The following is a 19,714-nucleotide window of genomic DNA, read 5'->3' on the forward strand; positions in this document are numbered from 1 at the left end:
CTCCCATGAACCACCCAGCGCTGAGCAATACCATACGTCCACAGGCCCGCGGCGGCGATTCCAGCATCGGTGGCTTGCTGTTGGAATCTGGCAAGATCACTCCTGAAAACGCCGAACGCGTACTGCGCATGCAAAAGGAACTGGGCATCCGCTTCGGCGAAGCAGCCCAGCGCCTGGGCCTGATCACGGAAGCGGATATCCAGCAAGTGCTGGCGCGCCAGTTCGACTATCCCTACCTGCAGCAGGGCCAGGGCAAGTATTCGGCCCGCCTGCTGGCCGCGTATCAACCGTTCAGCCCGCAGGTCGAAGTGCTGCGCGCCATTCGCAGCCAGCTGATGCTGCGCTGGTTCGCCCTTGGCCGCAAGTCGCTGGTGATCATGGGCGTCGACAGCGGCGATGGCGCCAGCTTGTTCGCGGCCAACCTGGCCGTGGTGTTTTCGCAGCTGGGCGAGCATACCCTGCTCGTTGATGCCAACCTGCGCACGCCGAGCCAGCACCAGATCTTCGACCTGAAGAACAAGCAGGGCCTGTCCGACGTGCTGGCGGGACGCGCCGACCTCGACGCCATCGCCAAGATCGACGAATTCGTCGACCTGCACATCCTCGAAGCGGGTACCTTGCCGCCGAATCCGCAGGAATTGCTCAGCCGCACCGCCTTCACGGACTTGAACGCGCGCCTGGAAAGCCACTTCGACGTGGTGCTCTACGACGCCGCTTCGCTGTCTGCAGGTTCCGATGCGCTGGCCATTGCCGCGCGCGCCGGTGGCGTGCTGCTGGTGACGCGCCGCAATGAAACCCTGGTGGCGGACTTGAACGCGGCCAGCGAGCAGCTGTCGCAAATCGGCGCGGACATCGTCGGCTCCGTGATGGTTGAATTCTGATGGCTGGTCTGGACACCGCTGCTGTGTTACCGCGGATTAAGAAGCTGGCGCCCGAGTGGCTGCCGATTGCGATAGGCTTCGTGTGCATGTTCGGATCGACTTTCTATGGCCTGTTTCACGGCGTGTGGGCCACGGAAGAGCAAGCCCACGGCCCCATTATCCTCGTCTTGTCGCTGTGGCTGATGGCCCGCCGCTGGAAGGACGTGCCTCCGGCCGCCGGCAGCGCGGCCGCCGGCTGGCCGGTGTTCATCGTCTCGCTGCTGCTGTATATCCTGGGCACTTCGCAGCAAATCGTCTCATTCGAGATCCTCTCGTTCATCTTCATGCTGGCCGCCCTGCTGCTGTTCAAGCGCGGCCCCGGCGCCTTGCGCGTGCTGTGGTTCCCCTTCTTTTTCATGCTGTTCATGGTGCCGCTGCCAAGCGCCGTGGTCAGCACGCTGACCATGCCGATGAAGCAGGCCGTCTCGTATGTTACCGAGCACCTGCTGTACTGGGCCGGCTATCCCATCGCGCGTACCGGGGTGATCCTGCAGATTGGCCAGTACCAGCTGTTGGTGGCCGATGCCTGCGCAGGCCTGCAGACCCTGCTGACGCTTGAATCGCTGGGCCTGTTCTACCTGAACGTGGTGCGCCATACCTCGGCCTTCCGCAACATCGGCCTGGCCCTGCTGATCGTACCGATCTCGTTTACGGCCAACGTCATCCGCGTCTGCGTGCTGACCTTGATTACCTATTATTTCGGCGACGCCGCAGGGCAGGGCTTCTTGCACGGTTTTGCCGGCATGGTCCTGTTCATCAGCGCGCTGGTACTCATCATTGGCGTGGATTCGCTGCTGCAGTGGCTGTCGCGTTCGCGCCGTCCGCCAGCGGCGCGGCCGCAGGGAGCAGGCGCATGAAACGAGCAATCTTGAGCAGTATCGTCCTGGGCGTACTGATGGCGGCCTCGGCAGGAACGGCGAAGCTGATCACGCCGACGCATTTCCTGGCCGACAAGCGCCCGCCGGTCGAGCTGAAGGCCCTGGTGCCGACACAGTTCGGCAACTGGCGCGAAGAGACGCAAGGCCACGCAAATGTGATCAACCCGAGCACCGAAGAAGCGCTGAAGGCGATCTACACGCAAACCCTGTCGCGCACTTATGTGAACAACGAAGGCTATCGGGTGATGCTGTCGATCGCCTACGGCGCCAACCAGAGCGACGGCATGCAGCTGCATTATCCGGAAGTGTGCTATCCGGCGCAGGGCTTCGAGCTGACGGGCAAGCAGGATGGCGTGCTGGCCACGCCGCAGGGCGATATCAAGGTCAAGCGCCTGCAGACGAATCTGTCGCGCGAACGCTACGAGCCGGTGACGTACTGGAGCACGGTCGGCGACGTGGTGGTGCGTAGCGGAAATGAAAAGAAAATCGCGGAAATGCGCTATCGCCTGGCCGGCGATATTCCGGACGGCCTGCTGTTCCGCGTGTCGTCGCTGGACACCGATACGCAGCGATCGTTTGCCATGCAGGAAGACTTTGTCAATGCCATGCTGAAGGTGCTGCCTGAGAATAGCCGGCGCCGGTTGATGGGCTTTGCCAATTAAGCGTGGCATATGTGGCGCCGTTGCCGGCGCCGGTGGAGCTGCTTTGCCAGCGTGCAGTCAAGGAGGAATGGTTGTCGAATTTCACGAGTTTACGGCGGTTAGCAGATAAAGGCAGGAAAATATGGTCGCGTCTCAGGGAACCGCTGCGCTCGATGCGCGACCTGGGCTTGGGAGCGCGTGCCGGTTTTCGCGGCGCCCGCAAGAGTGCCGCCTATCAGGCCGCTTACGAGATGCCGCAGCCGCTGGTGACTGTCTGCGTGGCAACCTACAACCGGGGCGTGCTGCTGACGCAGCGCTGCCTGCCGTCGCTGCTGGCGCAGGATTATCCGCACCTGCAGATCGTGGTGGTGGGTGATTGCTGCACCGATGACACGGCCGAACGGATTGCGGCGCTGAACGACCCGCGCATCGAGTTCGTCAATCTGAGCGAGCGGGGCGTGTACCCGACGGAGCCGCGCCAGCGCTGGATGGTGGCCGGCACCCTGGCGCTGAACCATGCCTTGTCGCTGGCGCGCGGCCAGTTCGTCACGCACCTCGACGATGACGACGAGCATGCGCCGGAGCGCATCAGCAAGCTGCTGGCGCTGGCGCGCAGCACGCGCGCCGACATCATCTGGCATCCCTTCGATTACGAACGGGTGCCTGATGAGTGGCATGTGAACCAGGCGCCGCATTTCGCGGTGAACAATGTGTCAACCTCGTCCGTGTTCTATCACCGCTGGCTGGCCTCGATTCCTTGGGATATCACGGCCTGGCGCTACGCGGAGCCGGGTGACTGGAACCGTTTTCGCAAGATCCGCTACCTCGGCGTGCGCGCCGTGCGCGCCCCCGACCGCTTGCTGAAACATTACCGCGAGCGCAACCAGAAGGCCTAGCCACCGTACGCCTTATATATAATTGTTGCTATTATGAAAAAAATCTTCGTTACCGAACCGTCCCTGCCGCCGCTCGATGAATTCATGCCCTATCTGCAAAAGATATGGGACAGCAAATGGCTGACCAATGCCGGCCCCTTCCACCAGGAACTGGAGCGGGAACTGGCCGAGTACCTGGGCGTCAAGCACCTGGCCCTGTTTACCAATGCGACCATCGCGCTGGTGACGGCGCTGCAGGCGTTGCGCATTTCCGGCGAGGTCATCACCACGCCGTATTCGTTTGTCGCCACTGCCCATTCCCTGCTGTGGAATGGCATCAAGCCTGTGTTTGTCGACATCGACCCGCAGACCTTTAACCTGGATGCGGCGAAGATCGAGGCGGCCATCACGCCGCAGACGACGGCGATTTTCCCCGTGCATGTGTACGGCACGCCGTGCAATGTGGAAGAGATCGAGCGCATCGCCGATACCTATGGCCTGAAGGTCATCTACGATGCCGCGCATGCGTTCGGCGTGCGCCACAAGGGCACCAGCGTGCTCAACTACGGTGACTTGTCGGTGCTGAGTTTCCATGCCACCAAGGTCTTCAATACCTTCGAGGGCGGCGCCATCATCTGTCCCGATGCCAAGACCAAGCAGCGCATCGACCACCTGAAAAACTTTGGCATCGTCGATGAGACGACCGTCGTCGCGCCTGGCATCAATGGCAAGATGAACGAGGTGCAGGCGGCATTCGGCTTGCTGCAGCTCAAGCACGTCGATCATGCTCTGGCGCGCCGCGCGCAGATCGCCGCCCGTTACCGCAGCAACCTGGCCACGGTGCCCGGCATTACGGTGCCGGCCGTAAACGATCCCGCGCAGCTCAACAACTCCTACTTCCCCGTCTTCGTGGAAGCGGATTTCCCGCTGCAGCGCGACGCTCTGTATACGTATCTGCAGACGCAGAACATCATGACGCGCCGCTATTTCTATCCACTGATCAGCGAATTCCCCATGTACCGCGGCTTGCCGTCGGCTGGCCGGCATTTGCTGCCGGTGGCCCACCATGTGGCGGACCGGGTGCTGTGCCTGCCGATTTTCCCGGATTTGCCGCTGGAACAAGTGGACCGCATCTGCGATATCCTGCGCACCTTGCCAGCGCAGTGACGCGCAGCAGCGGGAGCAGCATGTTTTCTTTTAATGCAGTCATGGCCGGCTGGTACCGTCCAGCCGCCCGCCAGGATCACGAGCATGACGCCGCCGGCCAATAATTTTAATCTGCTGCGCCTGCTGGCTGCCTGGCTGGTACTGTTTTCGCATAGTTATCACTTGAGCGCGCAGGGTGCGCGCGAGCCGCTGATGCTGCTGACGGATGGGCGCATGACCCTGGGCACGGTGGCCGTTGGCGTGTTCTTTTCCATCAGCGGCTACCTGATCACGGCGAGCGCGTATGCGCGCCCCGAACTGCGTTCGTTTCTCAGTGCGCGCGTGCGGCGCATCTTCCCCGCCCTGATCCTGGTGGTGGTGCTGACGGCGTTGTTGCTGGGACCGCTGGTCACGACCCTGGAGCTGGCCGACTACTACCGCGATGGCGAGACGTGGAGCTACATCGCGCGCAATATCACCATGTGGCATTTGCAATATGTCTTGCCGGGTGTGTTCACCGCCAATCCGTACGGGGCGGGCGTGAATGGTTCGCTGTGGACCCTGCCCATCGAGTTTTCGCTGTACCTGGCCGTGGGCGGCGGCGTGTGGCTATTGCGCCGCATCGGTCGCCTGGACTCTGTCGCCTTGCCCCTGCTGGCGATCGTGGCCGTGTGCGCGCTGTGCTGGTGGAAGGTGCTTGAAGGCAGCATGGCCGGGCCGATATTGCTGGTTCCCTATTTTTTGCTGGGTGCCGCCTATCGCCTGCTGCGCCGCCGCGTGCCCATGCATGGCGGCATCGCCGCCCTGCTGCTGGCCGTGTGGGGCGCCAGCGCGCTGGTGCCAGGGCCGCTGTTCTACCTGCTGGCCTGTGTGGCGATCAGTTATGCCACCTTGTGGCTGGGGCGCCACCCCGCGTGGGTGGCGCCCGTCAACCTGGAAAAGATCGGTGACTTGTCGTATGGGATTTATCTGTTTGCCTTTCCCGTGCAGCAAACGCTGCTGATGTACGGCTGGGCGACGACGCCGGTCGGCGTGTGCCTGCTGGCCAGCGCCATCGTGCTGCCCCTGGCGTGGTGCTGCTGGCATGCTGTCGAGCGCCATTTCGTGGTCATGCGCACCTCGGCCGTGCCGCCCGTCGACGTCGCCGCCGTGCAGGTGCGGCCTTGAGCGACTTGAAGCGGATAGTCGGCATGAGCGTGGCACGCGGCTACGGCATGGTGCTGTCGCTAGGCACCCTGTTCGTCTCGGCGCGCCTGCTGGGGCCGGATGGCCGCGGCGAGTTTGCCGCCGCCATGGCGTGGGCGGCGCTGTTTGCCACCTTGTTCCACCTGAGCCTGGGGCAAGCCCTGCAGCACCGCCTGCAGTCGGCCGACAGCAAGCCGGCGCTGGGCGCGCAGATGGGCACGCTGGGCGGCATGGCGCTGGGCCTGTCGCTGCTGGCGCTGGCGCTGGCGGCGCTGCTGTACGCGGGGACGGGAGGCGCGCTGTTCAAGGGATTGTCGCTGTTGCCATTGAGTATAGCCATGGCGTGCGTGCCCTTGCTGATCTGGGAGCAGTATGCCTCGAACATGCTGGCGGCCAGCGCCCAGACGGGTTTGCTGAATCGCGCCCAGTACTGGGGCCGCAGCATCGGTTTTCTGCTGTTCTTTTTGCTGGTGATGTACCTGGGCTGGGGCGTGCCGGGCGCGCTCGCCTCGCAGTTGCTGGGCCAGTTTTTCGTTGCCGCCCTGGTGGCCTGGCCGCTGTGGCAGCTGGCGGGCCGCTCGGCCAGCTGGGTGAAGAGCGAAGTGCGCCCCCTGATGAGCGCGGGCGCCATCATCCACCTGACGACGGTGAGCGCCTTCCTGCTGGACCAGGTGAGCATCTTGCTGATCAATCATGACCTGGGCAAGCGCGAAGTGGGGTTTTACCAGCTGGCGCAGCAGATGGTGGCCTTGCTGCTGATCGTGCCGCAGAGTGCGCTGATGGTGATTTATGGCGGCCTGGCGCGCGCCACGCCGGACGCCTTCTGGCCGCAGCAGCGCCGGCTGGCGAAAAAAGTGCTGCTGGCGGTGGCGGGCGTGTGTGTGGTGGCCTACCTGCTGGCGCCGCTGATGATTTCGCTGGTGGCCGGCCAGGCGTTCGCACCCAGCGCGGCGATGTTCCGCGCCTTGCTGCCGACGGTGCTGGGCATCAGCCTGGCGCTGCTGATGACGCCGCAATGGATAGGGCGGGGCATGCTGAAACTGAATACCGGCTTGACGATCGCAACGAGCATCGTCGTCGTGGCGGCCAGCTACTGGGCCATTCCCCGCTACGGGGTGGACGGTGCGATCAATGTGCGCCTGGCCGTGTATGCGGTATGGATACCGCTGGCGCAGGGCATTTTCTGGTGGTGGTGTAATCGTGGCGCACGCAACTACGCGGCGCTGCAAACAAGCAAGGGAGCACAATGATGGCAAGACAAAAACGCAGTTCCTTCCAGGGGAGTTTCTTACTGATGGGCATGCTGCTCATCGGGGCGGCGTTTTTGTGCCTGATCGCTGGCCTGATGGCGGCCGTGCTGTCGCCGGGCGCGCTGGTGCGCCTGCTGGCCTTGCCGATGGGCGTGATGGCGCTGATCGGCATGTGGGTCATGCCCAAGCGCAAGACCGCGCCCGATGCTTTGCTGAACGGCTTGCTGTTGCTGCTGGTGCTGTTCATCAACCTGTGGCCCGCCTACATCGTCTACCGCTTCGGTGGCTTGCCGTCGGTCAATCCGACCAAGCTGGCCTGGCTGTCGCTGCTGATGGTGGGCGGCTTTTGCATCCTGTCCTGCCGCGATCCCATGGAACGCCTGGTGCGGCGCTGCAAGGCGCATCCCTTCATGGTCTTCAGCGTGCTGTTCCTGTTTGCCTGGCGCGTGCTCAGCTCGGCAATGGGCGAACAGCCGATTTCGCAGGTGCTGTCGCTGGCCGTGGAAGTCATTACCTGCTACATCGCTTTCTTCGTCTTCCTGGCGATACTGCGCGATGAAAAGGATGTGTACCGCCTGCTGGGCCTGCTGATCCTCGTTGCCATCGTCCAGGCCCTGCTCGCTTCATATGAGGCGGCCGTGAAGCACACCCTGTTCGACCGCTTCATCGTGCTCAGCGCGGAAGATTCGGCAACCATGCTCGACACCGTGCGTGAAAAATTCCGCGACGGCCATTACCGGGCCCAGGGCACGTTCGAGCATCCGATGGTGCTGGCCGAATTCATGGCCATGATGGCGCCGCTGGCCGTGGCTGTGTTTCTCAGCAACCCGACGCGTCTGTTGCGCTGGGCCAGCGCGGCCTTCATTCCGCTGGCCTTCATCGTGATCCTGTCCTCGCGCAGCCGCGTCGGCGTCGTGGTGCTGGTGGCGGCTGTGCTGCTGGCCGGCGCCTTGCTGCTGCTGCCGCGCGGGCGCAACCTGGGGCAGGAAAAAGCCAATCTGTCGCTGCTGATGGCCATCCTGCTGCTGCCCGTGTTCCTGATCGTCGGCTATTTCGCCCTGCATGAGGTCACGGCCCTGGTGGTGGGCCGCAGCCAGGGCGAAATGAGCAGCACCATGTCGCGCGTGATGATGCTCGAGCGGGGCATGCCGCTGATTGCCGCCAATCCCTTCATGGGGTTCGGCAATGGCATCGGCGTGGTCAAGCTGGGCTTTTTCGATGGCGTACGCTACAACATCGATAACTATTGGCTGGGTATCGCACTCGATTCCGGCATACCCGGCTTGCTGGCCTTCCTGTCGATTTTCGGCAGCGGCGTGCTGCTGGGCCTGAAGATGTACAAGCAGCGGGCCGACGGCGCCGGTATGGCGGCCGGCTTCATGGCCATTGCCATCCTGATTTTGCTCGGCTGTAAAACCGTGCTGTCGATTTTTTCCGGCCTGACCCTCGGCTACCTGCTGCTGGCGGCGATTGTCGTGCTGGCCGAATCGCCTGAACAAGCCGCGCCGGAGGTGGAAAAAAAGGTGAAGCGCCCGGGCCGCACGCTGAAAGCGAAATAAATGCCAATACCGGAAAAGTCTCCCAAGGTCTGGATCGTCCTCGTCAACTGGAATGGCTGGCGTGACGCCGTCGAATGCCTGGAAAGCGTGCTGCGCCTCGATTATCCCGACTTCGGGGTGATCGTCTGCGACAACGCTTCCAGCGACGGCTCGATCGGCAAGCTGCGCGACTGGGCCGCCGGCACGCTGGCCTGGACGGCGCCCGCGGGTCCGCTGGCCCGGCTGACGACGCCGCCGGTGCCGAAGCCGGTGGCGTGCGAGCACGTGCGCGCGCCGGCCAGCTTCCGCCATGGCGACAGCGCCGCGCGCCTGCTGCTGGTCGAGACGGGAGGCAACCTGGGCTTTGCCGGCGGCAACAATGTCGGCATCCGCATCGCGCTCGACGACCCCGCCTGCGCCTATGTGTGGCTGCTGAATAACGACACGGTGGTCGAACCCGGCTGCCTGGCGGCGATGGTGCGGCGCGCCGGCATGGATGCCGAGACGGGCATCACGGGGTCCGTGAATTGCTTCTATGCCGACCCCGGGCGCGTGCAGGCCCTGGGCGGCGGGCATTTCTCGCCATGGCGCGTGGCCATTGACCTGCACGGCATCGGCATGCGCCGCGGCGACATCGATGCGGCGGCGGTGCAGCGCGCGCAGGCGCGGCTCGACTGGGTCAGCGGCGCTTCCATGCTGGTGTCGCGCCGCTTCCTGCAGGGTGTCGGCGAGATGGAAGAATCCTATTTCCTGTATTTCGAGGAAATCGACTGGGCCCTGCGCGCGCGCGGGCGTTTCCGCCAGGCGCTGGCGGAAGACGCCATCGTCTACCACAAGGCGGGTAGCTCGACCAAGGAGCAGCACGACAGCGACTTCGCCATCTATACCCAGTACCGCTCGCGCTTCAAGATGTACCGCAAGTTGCTGCCCCGCCTGCTTGTGCTGTGCCATGTGCGTACCGTGCGCGACATGCTGGTAGCGGCCATGCGGGGGCGCAAGGTGGCGTCGCGCGCCATGCTGCGCGCCATGCGCGACGACTTGTCCTGACACGCCCCGCCCGGTGCCCACCCGCATGCCTTGCCACCTTTTCCTTGCAGATTATCCATGCCAGCCACTGACCTGACTCCACGCGATGCCGCCGGCGCGCAGCAAGCGCCGCTGCTGACCATCATCATCAAGGCCCTCAATGAGGAACAGCATATCGAGGCCTGCCTGCGCTCGGCCCTGGCCGAATGCGAGGGCCTCGACGCGGAAGTGCTGCTGGTCGATTCGCTGTCGCGCGACCGCACGGTGGCGATCGCCAGGCAGTTTGGCGTGCGCATCGTGCAGTTCGTCTCGACCGACGACCGCAATTGCGGCGCGGCGCTGCAGCTCGGGTATCAGTATGCGCGCGGGCGCTACCTGTACGTGCTCGATGGTGACATGACCCTGGAGCCGGGCTTTATCGCCCAGGGCCTCGCGTACCTGGAAGCGCATCCCGGCGTGGCCGGCGTCGGCGGGCGCCTGATCGATACGGCGGTGCGCACCGTCGCCGACAAGATGCGCGTGCAGCAGTACGCCTCGCTGGCGCCGGCACGGGATGTGACGGTGCTGGGCGGCGGCGGCTTGTACCGTGGCGCTGCGATTGAGGCCGTCGGCTACCTGGCCAACCGCTGGCTGGCCGCCTTCGAGGAAGCGGAACTGGGTGCGCGCCTGCGCGCGGCCGGCTGGCGCCTGGTGCGCCTGGCGCTGCCCGCCGTGCGGCACTCGGGGCACAATGAAACGTCGCTGCAAATGATGCTGCGCCTGTGGCGCATCGGCCGCATCGAAGCGAGCGGCGTGTTCCTGCGCGCGGCGTTCGGCCACCGCTGGTTCAAGTATGCGGCGCGCACCTGCTGGTTTGTCTTTGCCGCTCCCGCCCTGTACCTGGCGGCCGGCTTGTTGGCGGGCGCGGCCGCGCTGGCCGGGGCCGCGTTCTGGCCGGCGCTGGGCGCGAGCGTGGCCGCCGTGTGGGGTGTCAGCCTGGGAATGTTGTTTTGGCGCAAAAAAGACTTGTGCGGGGCGTGCATCGCCATCCTGGCCTGGCACATGCATTCGGTGGGCGCGGCGCGGGGGTTTCTGCGCCCGGCCCGCGATCCGCAAATAGCCATTCCAGCATGCTTGTTAAGCGATCGGTAACGTGATAAGCAAAGTAACTTTCGGTGATTTGTAAGTTTCTTCTTGGAAAAACCATTTAAAGTCGCGCAAAATTTCCCCTGGTCCGCCTGATGCAGGCGCGGCCACTACTATATTGCAGCGTTTGGCGAGCCGCATTGCGTTTTGCCAGCCTTTTAATATATCTCCCGGCAATAAATAGTTCTCTGTATTTTCTTTATTTCACGCAATGAAAATAGGCAAAACTTACGCCGCGATCAGGTGTAATATCCACTCGCAAACGGGATTTTAGCGAGGATTTTGAATTAAATAGCAATATTTTCGTGGAAGTTAGAAATAAATGCAAGAATTTCTAGAATTTCCCAGTCATATTATTTTGTTATCTATATTAGTTACCCAGGGGGGATTATGAATTTCAATGTTGCATCAATTTTGCGTGGCGTCCTGTTACTGGGTTGCGGCATCGCTGCGCCCAGCTATGCCGATTGGGCGACCTCGCCATTGGCACGGGTGACACGTGCTGCTCCGGCGAATGCGCAGATCCAGGCACAGAATCCACCGAGCTTTTCCTGGGCCATGCATCCCAGCAATCCCGCCGCGTATGTACTGGAAATTCGCCGCACCGACCTGGCTGGCGCACCGCTGCAAACCTTTACCACGGACCGCACCTGGTATCTGCCGCTCGCCGCCCTGGCGCCCGGCGCCTATTCCTGGCGCGTGCGGCCGTCGACCACCACCGACTGGTCGACGGCACGGCCATTCTATGTCGATGCCAGCACTTCCAAGCCATTCCTCGTGCCCGATACCGCCGCCCTGAAGTCGCGCATCGCGCAGCGCGCGCATCCACGCGGCCTGGCCGCGGACATTGCCAAGGTTAAATGGAGTGCGGCCAAGCAGGCCGAACGCAACCCGGCCGTGAATGTGCTCGTCGGCCAGGTGCAATGGCGCGCCAAGAGCATTCCCATCTACAAGGATTCGGACTGGCCGTTGGTCACCTCGGGCGCCATGACGGCGGCTGGCAACGTGCAGGTGTCGCAGATCCGCTGGGCCATAGGCGACGTGACGCGCCAGCTGGAAGCGGCCGCCTTGCTGTGGCGCGTGACGGGCGACCGCCAGTACCTGAACGAAGCGGTGACGCGCGGCGGGCAGCTGGCGGCGCTGTCGCCCACCGGCCCGACCAGCCTGGCCAATTCCGACCAGGAAAACCGCCTGATTGCGCTGACGCTGGCCAAGGCCTTCGATTTCCTGGGCAGCGACCTGGACAGCGCATCGCGCACCAGCTGGCTGAAGGCGATCGAGGGACGCACCGCGCCCATCTATGATTCGCTGAAGGTGAGCAATGGCATCCTCGACCAGTATCCCTTCGATTCGCACGGCGTCGTGGCGCAAGGCTATGTGGCGCTGATTTCCGCGCTGACCCTGGGCGATATTCCCGCCGCCGAGAAGTGGTTTGATTTCTCGTTCCGCGCCTATGTGAATTCGATCTATATCTGGAGCGGCCCGGAAGGCGGCTTTGCGAACGGCACCAGCTATGGCCAGCACATGGCCCTGACGTCCCTGTTTGTCTGGCAGCCGCTGGCGAACGCCACCGGCGTGAACCTGTTCGAGAAACCGTGGAGCGCCGGCTTCCTGCGCATGTTCATGTACTTCCAGCCGCCAGGTTCGCCCACGCACGTGTTTGGCGACGAGCATGAGACGGCGCCGATCCCCACGGAGCTGAAAGGCTTTGCCTCGCGTCTCGCTTCGCCCGAAGCAGCATGGTATGTGCGCAACCTGGTGGGCGAGGAAGATGCGCTGACCCTGGCGCAAGCGCCATGGCCTCTGCCTGTGGCGTCCGTCACCACGGCAACGCCGCCGCCGAATTCGGCGCTGTTCTCCAGCATCGGCTGGGTGGCGATGCACAGCAGCCTGGCGCTGCGCGACCGCACCTCCGTGTACTTCAAATCGAGCCCGTATGGCTCCTTCAATCACAGCCATGCCGACCAGAACAGCATCGTGCTGGTGAGTGGCGGCCGGCCGCTGCTGACGGAATCCGGCTGGTACGACTGGTATGGTTCGCCGCTGTGGAATGACTGGTATCGCCAGACCAAGGCGCATAATGCGGTGACGTTTGACGGCGGCAAGGGACAGCTGGCCGTGGGCTTCGATACTTTGCTCAGCCGCAATGGCAAGATCATTTCCTTCGCCACCACGCCTGGACTCGACTATGCGGAAGGCGATGCCACGGCCGCTTTTGACGGTGCGCTGACGGCGAACAAGCGGCAACTCTGGTACCTGCGCGGCACTGACGTGCTGGTCGTGCGCGACACCCTGGCGTCGGCCACGGCGCGCGCGTTCGAATGGAACATGCATGCGATCGTGCCGATGACGGTGGCAACGGATGGCGGCGTCGTCATCCAGAATGCCGACCGCAATGTCTGCATCAGTTCCGTCACGGGCGACACCACCTTCGTCAAGAAGACGGGCGGCGCGCCGAAAACCGGCACGTACGAAGATCACGCCGCCTTCGTGAAAAAGCCCGCCACCAGCGCCGAGTTCCTGGTGGTGCTCGATGTGGGCTGCAAGAAGCCGAAAATCTCGCTGGTGCCAACGGCAACGGGCCGCAGCCTGACTGTCGGCACCTTCTCGATGGCCTTGCCAAAATAAGCAGTTGCATCTTCTGACGCGAACGGCGGCACCCCGGTGCCGCCGTTTTTTTTGGCTATGCCACCGCCAGATAGGGGAAACCCGTGAATTGCAGGCTGGCCCTGTGGGCTGACGCTACGCACCAGACCAGCAAGGAGCCGGCCAGGCAAGCAGCGCAGTGGAAAATCTTCATCACCCGACTCCCCCTATTGATCACGGCGTGGCGTGGCGACGCGTTGCCTGCCGGATTGTCCAGCCTGGCGCTGGATGGTCAATGCCCGGCGCATCCGGTCGCCGGAAACATTGTGGAAAGCAACGCCGGGCGATTTCCCGCACTTGGCGCTGCCATCGCCTTTTTTCCTCTGCCGCGAAGGCCTACCAGTTGTACGGCTTGTGCAAGCCGCTGCGGATGGCCAGCTTGCGCACGCTGCGCCTGGCGCGCAGCAGGGCGAACTTGAGGGCGCTGTCGGCCTGGCGCCAGCCGCGGTAGCTCCAGAAGGTATAGCTGTAGCGGTGGCCGGAATTGCCGTCGAGGCGGCCCGTGCTGGCGAACCAGGCGCGGTATTGCGCGTCATCCATGCCCGCAAACGGCGTGCGTTCGCGCAGCTGGGCGTCATCGCCTGCCGGTGCCGAGCCTTCGCGCGTCAGCCGTCCCTCTTGCGGGTGATAGCGCAGCCAGTGTGCCGTCACGCCGTCGTCCGCGACAGCCAGCACCAGCTGTTCGCAGACATACGGCGTCTTGTAGTGCAGCAGGCGGCCCCGGTATTGCGTCTGCGGCAGGATGGCGTTGCCCAGCGAATAGGCGATGGCGCCATGCCGGTAGCGTTCATAGCCTTGCACCACATGCGGATGATGGCCGATGACCAGGTCCGCGCCCGCATCGATCGCCTGACGCGCCCATTCGCGGTCGGCCGGCTGGGGAAAGCGCGCCAGTTCATAGCCCCAGTGCAGGAATGCCACCAGCTTGGCGGCCGGAAATTGCTGGCGCAAACGGGCCAGCATGGCGAGCGCCGCGGCAGGATCGAAGGGCATGGCGCTGTCCTGGCTGCCTTCCGTGCCCGGCTCCGGCAAGGCGGAGCAGGCGCCGAACAGGATGTACTGCGTGCCCGCCACCTGCAGCTCGCAATGCGGCAAGGCGCGCGTGCCGAAGGCGGCGATGCCGTTCGCGTCCAGCATCTGCCGCGTGTGCGCCAGTCCGCCCTTGTAGTCGGAGATATGGTTGTTGGCCAGGCCGCAGGCGTGCACATTGAGCTGGCGCAGGATGCCGGTGGCCGAGGCATCCGAATACAGGTTGAATTTGTAGTCATTATTGACCGCGCATTCCTGTGCGGGCCCGGCCAGCAGCGCGCCCTCGAGATTGACGACCATGGCCGCGCCATCGGCGAGTTCCCGCAGCGCTTGATAATCGAGGATGTCTGCTTGCGGCCAGGCAAGATCACCGGCGAACAGTAATGTCATGCTGAGACTTTCATGGTTGATCGTAGGCTGCCAGCAGCCGGCTGATCGCTTGTTCGGTGGAAAACAAATCCTGCGTGCGCGCCATGGCCGCGGTGGATGCCGCTTGCCAGCGCCCGCCGGCGCACCAGGTTTGCACGGCGTCGGCATAGTCGGCGGCGCTGGCGTCGAGGGGCAGAATTTGCCCGATGTCGCCGATCACGGAGCGGTTGAATCCATTCTCGGACGCCAGCGGCATGCAGCCCATGCCCATCGCTTCCGTCAGGGCGTTCGAATGGCCTTCGCCTTTGTGGCGCGTGGGAAACAGGAAAAAGTGCGCATTGCCGAATTCGGCCAGCACTTGCTCCGACGACAGGGCGCCGGGCCAGCGCACGGCGCAGTCGCCGTATTCCTCGCGCAATTGGGCCAGCAGGGCCGCCGGACCTGGGCCGGCCACCGTCAGGCTGCAGTCGACGCCCCGCTGCGCCAGCAGGCGTGTTGCCTCCAGCACCGTGCGTATGCCTTTTTCCAGCGTGATGCGTCCCGCATACACGAGGCGCACGGGACCCGTGCCGGGCGCGCCGAGCGTGCGCGCGGGCAGCTTGCCCGCGCTGATATGGTTGGGCAGGTAAAACGCCGGCTTGCCGGTGATTTGCCGGACGAAGTCCGCGTATTCCATGCCTTCGATCATGACGATGTCGGCCCGCCGCAGCAGGTGGCGGAACAGCCAGCGGTACAGCGCGCCATAGCGCGCGTAGTAGCGCAGCATGGAACCGGCGCGGATGTCGTACACGGTGCGCAGTCCCATGATGCGGGCGCGGCGCAGCAGCAGTATTTCAGGCAAGACAAATTGTTTGTACAGTCCCGTCAAATGCAGTAGCTGCCCTTGATGCTGCGGCAGCTCGCGCAGCAGGCTGGCAAAGCCCAGCACATATGCCGGCAGTTTTTTCCATGGCTTGCCGGTGGGCTGCGGGTAATACAGCTCGTCGACCGTGCGGCCCTGCCCGCGCAGCGCATCGATGCTGCGCCGGTTGCACGCCTCATAGCCGCCATTGGGCGCCTGTCCTGGCCGGGGGATGGGGCCGCAAAAGAGGATTTTTTTCATCATGCGTTCATCGCTCTGCTTAAAAAAGACGGCGGGGCGCCGCCGCGTCCTGGCCCTGCCGCTTCACCGGCGCGCTCCAGACCATTCCTGGGAAACCCATTTGTATTTGCCGCTAGGCATCAGGGGGATATCCTCGACCAAGTGGATGCTGACTGAGATCCTGTCACTGATATAGCGCTGGAAGTTGCTTTCCAGCGCCACCGTGTCGGCCTCCGCATAGCCTGCTTCCGGCACGATGCGCACGACCCAGGTGCCGGGTCCCGTTTGCGCGACCTGCGATTTGCGGATATGCGCCAGTCCCTTGAAGGCAAACGTCACGATGCTGGCGCTGACGGCGGTGCCTTCGCTGTCATACAGCTGGTCTTCCACCTTGCCCGAGGACAGTTCGATGCGCGCGGCGTGCCTGCCACAGGGGCACTCGCCCGGCAGCCAGCGCGCGCGGTCGCTGAGGCGGTAGCGCAGCAGGGGCATGACGTGATTGTGCAGGGTGGTGCCGACGACATGGCCGAAATCGCTGGTGGGCTGGTTGTCGTCGTCGAGAATTTCAACCAGGGAATACTCGGGCTGCACATGGTAATAGCCCGCTTCGCACTGGGCGGCGAAGGCGACGCGCTCGGCCATGCCATAGGTGTCGAACACACGGCAGCCGAAGGCGCGCTCGATCTGTTCGCGCTGCAGGGGGAACAGGGGTTCCGAGCCGGTGACGACGGCTGGCAGACGCAAAGCATGGCCGAGGCGCTCGGCGTGGCGCGCGAGGTCAAAGCAGGCCGACGGGTAGGCGCGCAGGATGGCGGGCTGGCTGGCGGCGATGGCGTCGAGTATGGCTTGCGCCGTGCTCGCGGATAAATGTCTTGTGGAAATAAACAACTGCTTGCCGAACGGGTCCTGATGCCAGTAGGGCGCTTGCCGCTGGCCTGGCGCGCAGACCTGGTCGCCACGCACCACGGCTTGCTGCGCGCCATGCGTGTAGCCGGCCCATTGCCATGCCTGCAGGTGGAAGGCTTCTTCCCACATGACCGAATCGAGGCTGCGGAAGACTTCCAGGGGCGTGCCCGAGGTGCCGCTGGTTTTTCCCGCCGGCCACCAGGGACGCCGTTTGCCCGCGCGCGGGTACAGGGTGGCGCGGCCGTTCAGCAAGTCCTGCTTGTCGAGCACGGGATAATGCGTGCGCAGCCAGACCAGCGGATCGGCATCGGCCGGCGGCAGGGCGATGGCGGCATAGCGCGGCAGCTGGCGCCGGGCGGCGGCCAGGGTGGCGCGCAGCAGCGTTGCCTGGCGCGCCAATTGCTGCGGTGCGCTGGCGTGTTCCCGCGCCTGCAGGCCGGCGGCGCGGCGCAGGACGAATGGATTACGTCTGATTAAATGGCGAAGCAGAAATAAGATGTTTTTACGGCCATTCGACAGCATAGATAGGCTTTTCAAGAAAAATCGTCATTGCCACGCCCTTGCATGCATGCAAGCATGCTGCGGCGCGGCCAGGCGTGGCTATTTGCTCATGTTAGCGTATTCGCCAGGTTTATTACGGTACTATTTATACAGTGCAATGCGGGTGTTTTTCGGCACACTGTTGCCGCCAGCATGCAGCGCGGCTGGCGCATGGGCGGTACGCATGTCCGCAGCGGCCCTGTCAGAGCCGCGTCACAGCCACATCATAGTTTATTTTCAATGTAATTGTCCAAATTACATTCTTGCAGAACGCGCGTGCCGCGCCGGCATTGCTCTGCAGCGCGCATGCTTCCACGGGGCGTGCCAGGTTTTTTTCGCGGCGGGCCCGGCACAAAAATGCTGCGCTGCGATTGACAAGCGTGGCAGCGAATGCAATCATTGTGTTGTTTTGATATTATTTTCTTTTGGCTGTGTTGCGTGGACAGCATGTATTTTGCGTAATACTGTGTCGCTGGCATGAATTGAATGGAATCCTGGAGGTTGTGGATGGATGTATTGCTGGACAAGGCAGTGGCGGCATGGTGCTTGCGTGACTGACGCCAGGGCGGCGATGACGGCGGCCCCGCGCAAGCGTGCCGGCCGCCTCAGATGGTTGTGGAACCGGCTGCGCTGCATGCCGCCGGGCGAACCGTTCTACCGTTTGCGCCAGGCGGGCATCGCGCGCCTGCTGCGCCATGGCTGGCTGGCCACGACGCCGCCGGCGGCGCTGGCCGGCGCTGGCGCCGCGCGGCCATACCGCGTGCCACGCCTGGACAATGCGGCCTCCTACCTGCGCGAAGCCGATGCCATCATGGCTGGCGAAGTGCTGCTGTTTGCCACCGCGCGCTTCCAGGTGGGTACCTTGCCGCGCTGGAATACCGATCCGCTGACGGGCGTGGCGGGACCTTCCGGTTTCAGCTTGGCGCTGGATATCACCGACCGCGCCAGCGTGGGCGACATCAAGCATGTGTGGGAACTGAGCCGGCATTTGCACCTGGTGCGTCTGGCGCAAGCGTGGGCGCTGAGTGGCGAGGCGCGCTACCGCGATGCGCTGGCGGCGCAGATCGATTCCTGGCTGGAACAATGTCCGCCGCTGCAGGGACCGAACTGGACCAGTTCCCTGGAGCTGGGCATCCGGCTGATCAACTGGAGCCTGATCTGGCACATCATGGGCGGCAGCGACGGCGCCCTGTTCCAGGGGCAGGCGGGCGAGCATTTGCGGCAGCGCTGGCTGGCGAGCATTTTTTCGCATTGCCAGTTCATTCACCGCCATCTGTCGCGCCATTCGTCGGCGAACAATCACCTGATCGGCGAGCTTGCCGGCCTGTACGTGGCCAGCCAGGCGTGGCCGTGCTGGCCGCACAGCGCTGGCTGGCGCGCGCAGGCGCGGCGCGAACTGGAGCAGCAGGCGCAGCGCCAGCACTCGGCTGATGGCGTCAACCGCGAACAGGCGTTTGCGTACCAGGTGTTTGCCGCCGAATTCCTGCTGCTGGCTGGCGTGAGCGGCGCGCGCGCCGGCACGCCGTTCAGCGATGCCTATTGGCGCGTGTTGCAGCGCGCCACGCATTTCCTGCGTGCCGTGCGCGACGTGGGCGGTCATGTGCCGATGGTGGGCGACGCCGACGACGGCATCGTCTTCCGGCTGGAACCGGCTGAGGCTATGGATGCGGGTGACCGGCCGTCCATGCTGCTGGCGCTGGGCGACGCCCTATGGGGTGGCCAGCCGCCGGCGCAGCATAGCGCCACGGCGCAATGGTTGCTCGGTGGCATGACCTTGCCGGCCATGCCAGCGCCGGATGGCGCGGCCGGCGCCTGGAACTTTGCCGACGGCGGCTACCTGCTGTTCGGCAGCGACTTCGGCCAGCCGGCGGAAATCAAGGGCATGCTCGATTGCGGCCCCCTCGGCTACCTGGGCATCGCCGCGCACGGGCATGCCGATGCGCTGGCGCTGACCTTGTCCGTGGCGGGCGAGGAATGCCTGATCGATCCCGGTACTTATTCGTACTGGCAGGATATCAAGTGGCGCGATTACTTCCGTGGCACGTCGGCGCACAATACCCTGCGCGTCGACGGGCAGGATCAGTCGGTGAGCGGCGGGCGCTTCATGTGGCTGCGCAAGGCGGCGGTGCGCATCCTGCAGATGCCGGTCGGCCCGGCCCAGTTTGCGTTTCGCGGCGCACACGACGGCTATGCGCGCCTGGCCGATCCCGTGCGCCATGTGCGCAGCGTGGAGTTCGACGCGGCGACGCGGCGTTTGCGCGTGCGCGACAGCGCCGAGGCGCGCCAGATGCACGCGCTGGAACAGTTCTGGCATTTCGCGCCCGGCCTGTCGGTGCGGCTGGAAGACGGCGTGCTGGTGGTGCGCGGCGCGCGCTTCCGCCTGGAAGGCCGTTTCGCGGGCACGGGCCTGCGCCTGCAACTGGCCAGCGCCAGCGAAGACCCGCCGCTGGGCTGGTATTCGCGCCACTACGAAGTCAAAGTTGCGTGTACTACCTTGTGCGTCGCGGTCGATGGCGGCGACATCGCGGCAGAATTTACGCTGGCATTATTTTAGTCCCT

The 19,714-nt window shown here is 64.1% G+C and carries 15 protein-coding genes; 12 read left to right on the forward strand and 3 right to left on the reverse strand.

Annotated elements, in window-relative coordinates; genetic code table 11:
* Positions 1-5: 5 nt before the first annotated feature.
* From epsG to ACQ4WO_RS19780, 11 genes are all read left to right on the forward strand, one after another.
* A complete protein-coding gene (gene epsG / locus ACQ4WO_RS19730) occupies positions 6-881 on the forward strand; it encodes a chain length determinant protein tyrosine kinase EpsG (protein WP_230515389.1) in 876 nt (291 codons plus the stop codon).
* Positions 881-1,777 (forward strand): exosortase B, encoded by an 897-nt coding sequence (gene xrtB / locus ACQ4WO_RS19735; protein WP_436482892.1) that lies wholly within the window; start codon positions 881-883, stop codon positions 1,775-1,777. Before epsG ends, xrtB begins: the two co-directional genes overlap by 1 nt.
* Positions 1,774-2,460 carry an exosortase-associated protein EpsI, B-type gene (gene epsI, locus ACQ4WO_RS19740; protein WP_102295786.1) on the forward strand — a complete coding sequence of 229 codons (687 nt, stop codon included), beginning with the start codon at positions 1,774-1,776 and terminating at the stop codon, positions 2,458-2,460. Before xrtB ends, epsI begins: the two co-directional genes overlap by 4 nt.
* 152 nt (positions 2,461-2,612) lie before the next feature.
* A complete protein-coding gene (locus ACQ4WO_RS19745; RefSeq protein WP_436482894.1) occupies positions 2,613-3,335 on the forward strand; it encodes a glycosyltransferase family 2 protein in 723 nt (240 codons plus the stop codon).
* Between the two features lie 33 nt (positions 3,336-3,368).
* Positions 3,369-4,481 carry a DegT/DnrJ/EryC1/StrS family aminotransferase gene (locus ACQ4WO_RS19750; protein WP_436482895.1) on the forward strand — a complete coding sequence of 371 codons (1,113 nt, stop codon included), beginning with the start codon at positions 3,369-3,371 and terminating at the stop codon, positions 4,479-4,481.
* Between the two features lie 84 nt (positions 4,482-4,565).
* Positions 4,566-5,627 carry an acyltransferase family protein gene (locus tag ACQ4WO_RS19755; RefSeq protein WP_436482896.1) on the forward strand — a complete coding sequence of 354 codons (1,062 nt, stop codon included), beginning with the start codon at positions 4,566-4,568 and terminating at the stop codon, positions 5,625-5,627.
* A gap of 23 nt (positions 5,628-5,650) precedes the next feature.
* Complete coding sequence (locus ACQ4WO_RS19760; protein ID WP_436482897.1) at positions 5,651-6,895, forward strand: lipopolysaccharide biosynthesis protein; 1,245 nt, start codon at positions 5,651-5,653, stop codon at positions 6,893-6,895.
* A complete protein-coding gene (locus tag ACQ4WO_RS19765) occupies positions 6,892-8,454 on the forward strand; it encodes an O-antigen ligase family protein (protein WP_436482898.1) in 1,563 nt (520 codons plus the stop codon). Before ACQ4WO_RS19760 ends, ACQ4WO_RS19765 begins: the two co-directional genes overlap by 4 nt.
* On the forward strand, positions 8,455-9,480 hold the full coding sequence (locus ACQ4WO_RS19770) for a glycosyltransferase family 2 protein (protein ID WP_436482899.1): 1,026 nt from the start codon (positions 8,455-8,457) through the stop codon (positions 9,478-9,480). It begins immediately after the preceding gene.
* 57 nt (positions 9,481-9,537) lie between these two features.
* Complete coding sequence (locus ACQ4WO_RS19775) at positions 9,538-10,590, forward strand: glycosyltransferase family 2 protein (RefSeq protein ID WP_436482900.1); 1,053 nt, start codon at positions 9,538-9,540, stop codon at positions 10,588-10,590.
* Positions 10,591-10,974: 384 nt separating this feature from the next.
* Positions 10,975-13,212: a heparinase II/III domain-containing protein gene (locus ACQ4WO_RS19780; protein WP_436482901.1), complete on the forward strand. Its 2,238-nt coding sequence runs from the start codon at positions 10,975-10,977 to the stop codon at positions 13,210-13,212.
* A gap of 354 nt (positions 13,213-13,566) precedes the next feature.
* On the opposite strand, the gene ACQ4WO_RS19785 is transcribed toward ACQ4WO_RS19780, so the two are convergent.
* The 3 genes from ACQ4WO_RS19785 to ACQ4WO_RS19795 form a co-directional block, all read right to left on the reverse strand.
* The gene (locus ACQ4WO_RS19785) at positions 13,567-14,649 is read right to left on the reverse strand and encodes a CapA family protein (protein ID WP_436482902.1); all 1,083 of its coding nucleotides are present in this window, start codon (positions 14,647-14,649) and stop codon (positions 13,567-13,569) included.
* A gap of 10 nt (positions 14,650-14,659) precedes the next feature.
* Positions 14,660-15,730, reverse strand: coding sequence for a glycosyltransferase family 4 protein (locus ACQ4WO_RS19790; protein ID WP_436482903.1), 1,071 nt, complete (start codon positions 15,728-15,730; stop codon positions 14,660-14,662).
* 63 nt (positions 15,731-15,793) lie between these two features.
* Positions 15,794-17,152, reverse strand: a complete 1,359-nt coding sequence (locus tag ACQ4WO_RS19795; RefSeq protein ID WP_436482904.1) for a phenylacetate--CoA ligase family protein — start codon at positions 17,150-17,152, stop codon at positions 15,794-15,796.
* Between the two features lie 553 nt (positions 17,153-17,705).
* On the opposite strand from ACQ4WO_RS19795, the gene ACQ4WO_RS19800 reads away from it, so the two are divergent.
* A complete protein-coding gene (locus tag ACQ4WO_RS19800) occupies positions 17,706-19,709 on the forward strand; it encodes a heparinase II/III family protein (RefSeq protein WP_436482905.1) in 2,004 nt (667 codons plus the stop codon).
* The last annotated feature ends 5 nt before the right edge of the window (positions 19,710-19,714 follow it).

The sequence above is a fragment of the Janthinobacterium aestuarii genome (genome assembly GCF_051380835.1).
Lineage (GTDB): Bacteria > Pseudomonadota > Gammaproteobacteria > Burkholderiales > Burkholderiaceae_D > Janthinobacterium > Janthinobacterium aestuarii.

Bases quoted from the DNA above. Each gene is read 5' to 3' on its own strand.
- epsG (WP_230515389.1), top strand. From the start codon at position 6: ATGAACCACCCAGCGCTGAGCAATACCATACGTCCACAGGCCCGCGGC.
- xrtB (WP_436482892.1), top strand. From the start codon at position 881: ATGGCTGGTCTGGACACCGCTGCTGTGTTACCGCGGATTAAGAAGCTG.
- epsI (WP_102295786.1), top strand. From the start codon at position 1,774: ATGAAACGAGCAATCTTGAGCAGTATCGTCCTGGGCGTACTGATGGCG.
- ACQ4WO_RS19745 (WP_436482894.1), top strand. From the start codon at position 2,613: ATGCGCGACCTGGGCTTGGGAGCGCGTGCCGGTTTTCGCGGCGCCCGC.
- ACQ4WO_RS19750 (WP_436482895.1), top strand. From the start codon at position 3,369: ATGAAAAAAATCTTCGTTACCGAACCGTCCCTGCCGCCGCTCGATGAA.
- ACQ4WO_RS19755 (WP_436482896.1), top strand. From the start codon at position 4,566: ATGACGCCGCCGGCCAATAATTTTAATCTGCTGCGCCTGCTGGCTGCC.
- ACQ4WO_RS19760 (WP_436482897.1), top strand. From the start codon at position 5,651: ATGAGCGTGGCACGCGGCTACGGCATGGTGCTGTCGCTAGGCACCCTG.
- ACQ4WO_RS19765 (WP_436482898.1), top strand. From the start codon at position 6,892: ATGATGGCAAGACAAAAACGCAGTTCCTTCCAGGGGAGTTTCTTACTG.
- ACQ4WO_RS19770 (WP_436482899.1), top strand. From the start codon at position 8,455: ATGCCAATACCGGAAAAGTCTCCCAAGGTCTGGATCGTCCTCGTCAAC.
- ACQ4WO_RS19775 (WP_436482900.1), top strand. From the start codon at position 9,538: ATGCCAGCCACTGACCTGACTCCACGCGATGCCGCCGGCGCGCAGCAA.
- ACQ4WO_RS19780 (WP_436482901.1), top strand. From the start codon at position 10,975: ATGAATTTCAATGTTGCATCAATTTTGCGTGGCGTCCTGTTACTGGGT.
- ACQ4WO_RS19785 (WP_436482902.1), bottom strand. From the start codon at position 14,649: ATGACATTACTGTTCGCCGGTGATCTTGCCTGGCCGCAAGCAGACATC.
- ACQ4WO_RS19790 (WP_436482903.1), bottom strand. From the start codon at position 15,730: ATGAAAAAAATCCTCTTTTGCGGCCCCATCCCCCGGCCAGGACAGGCG.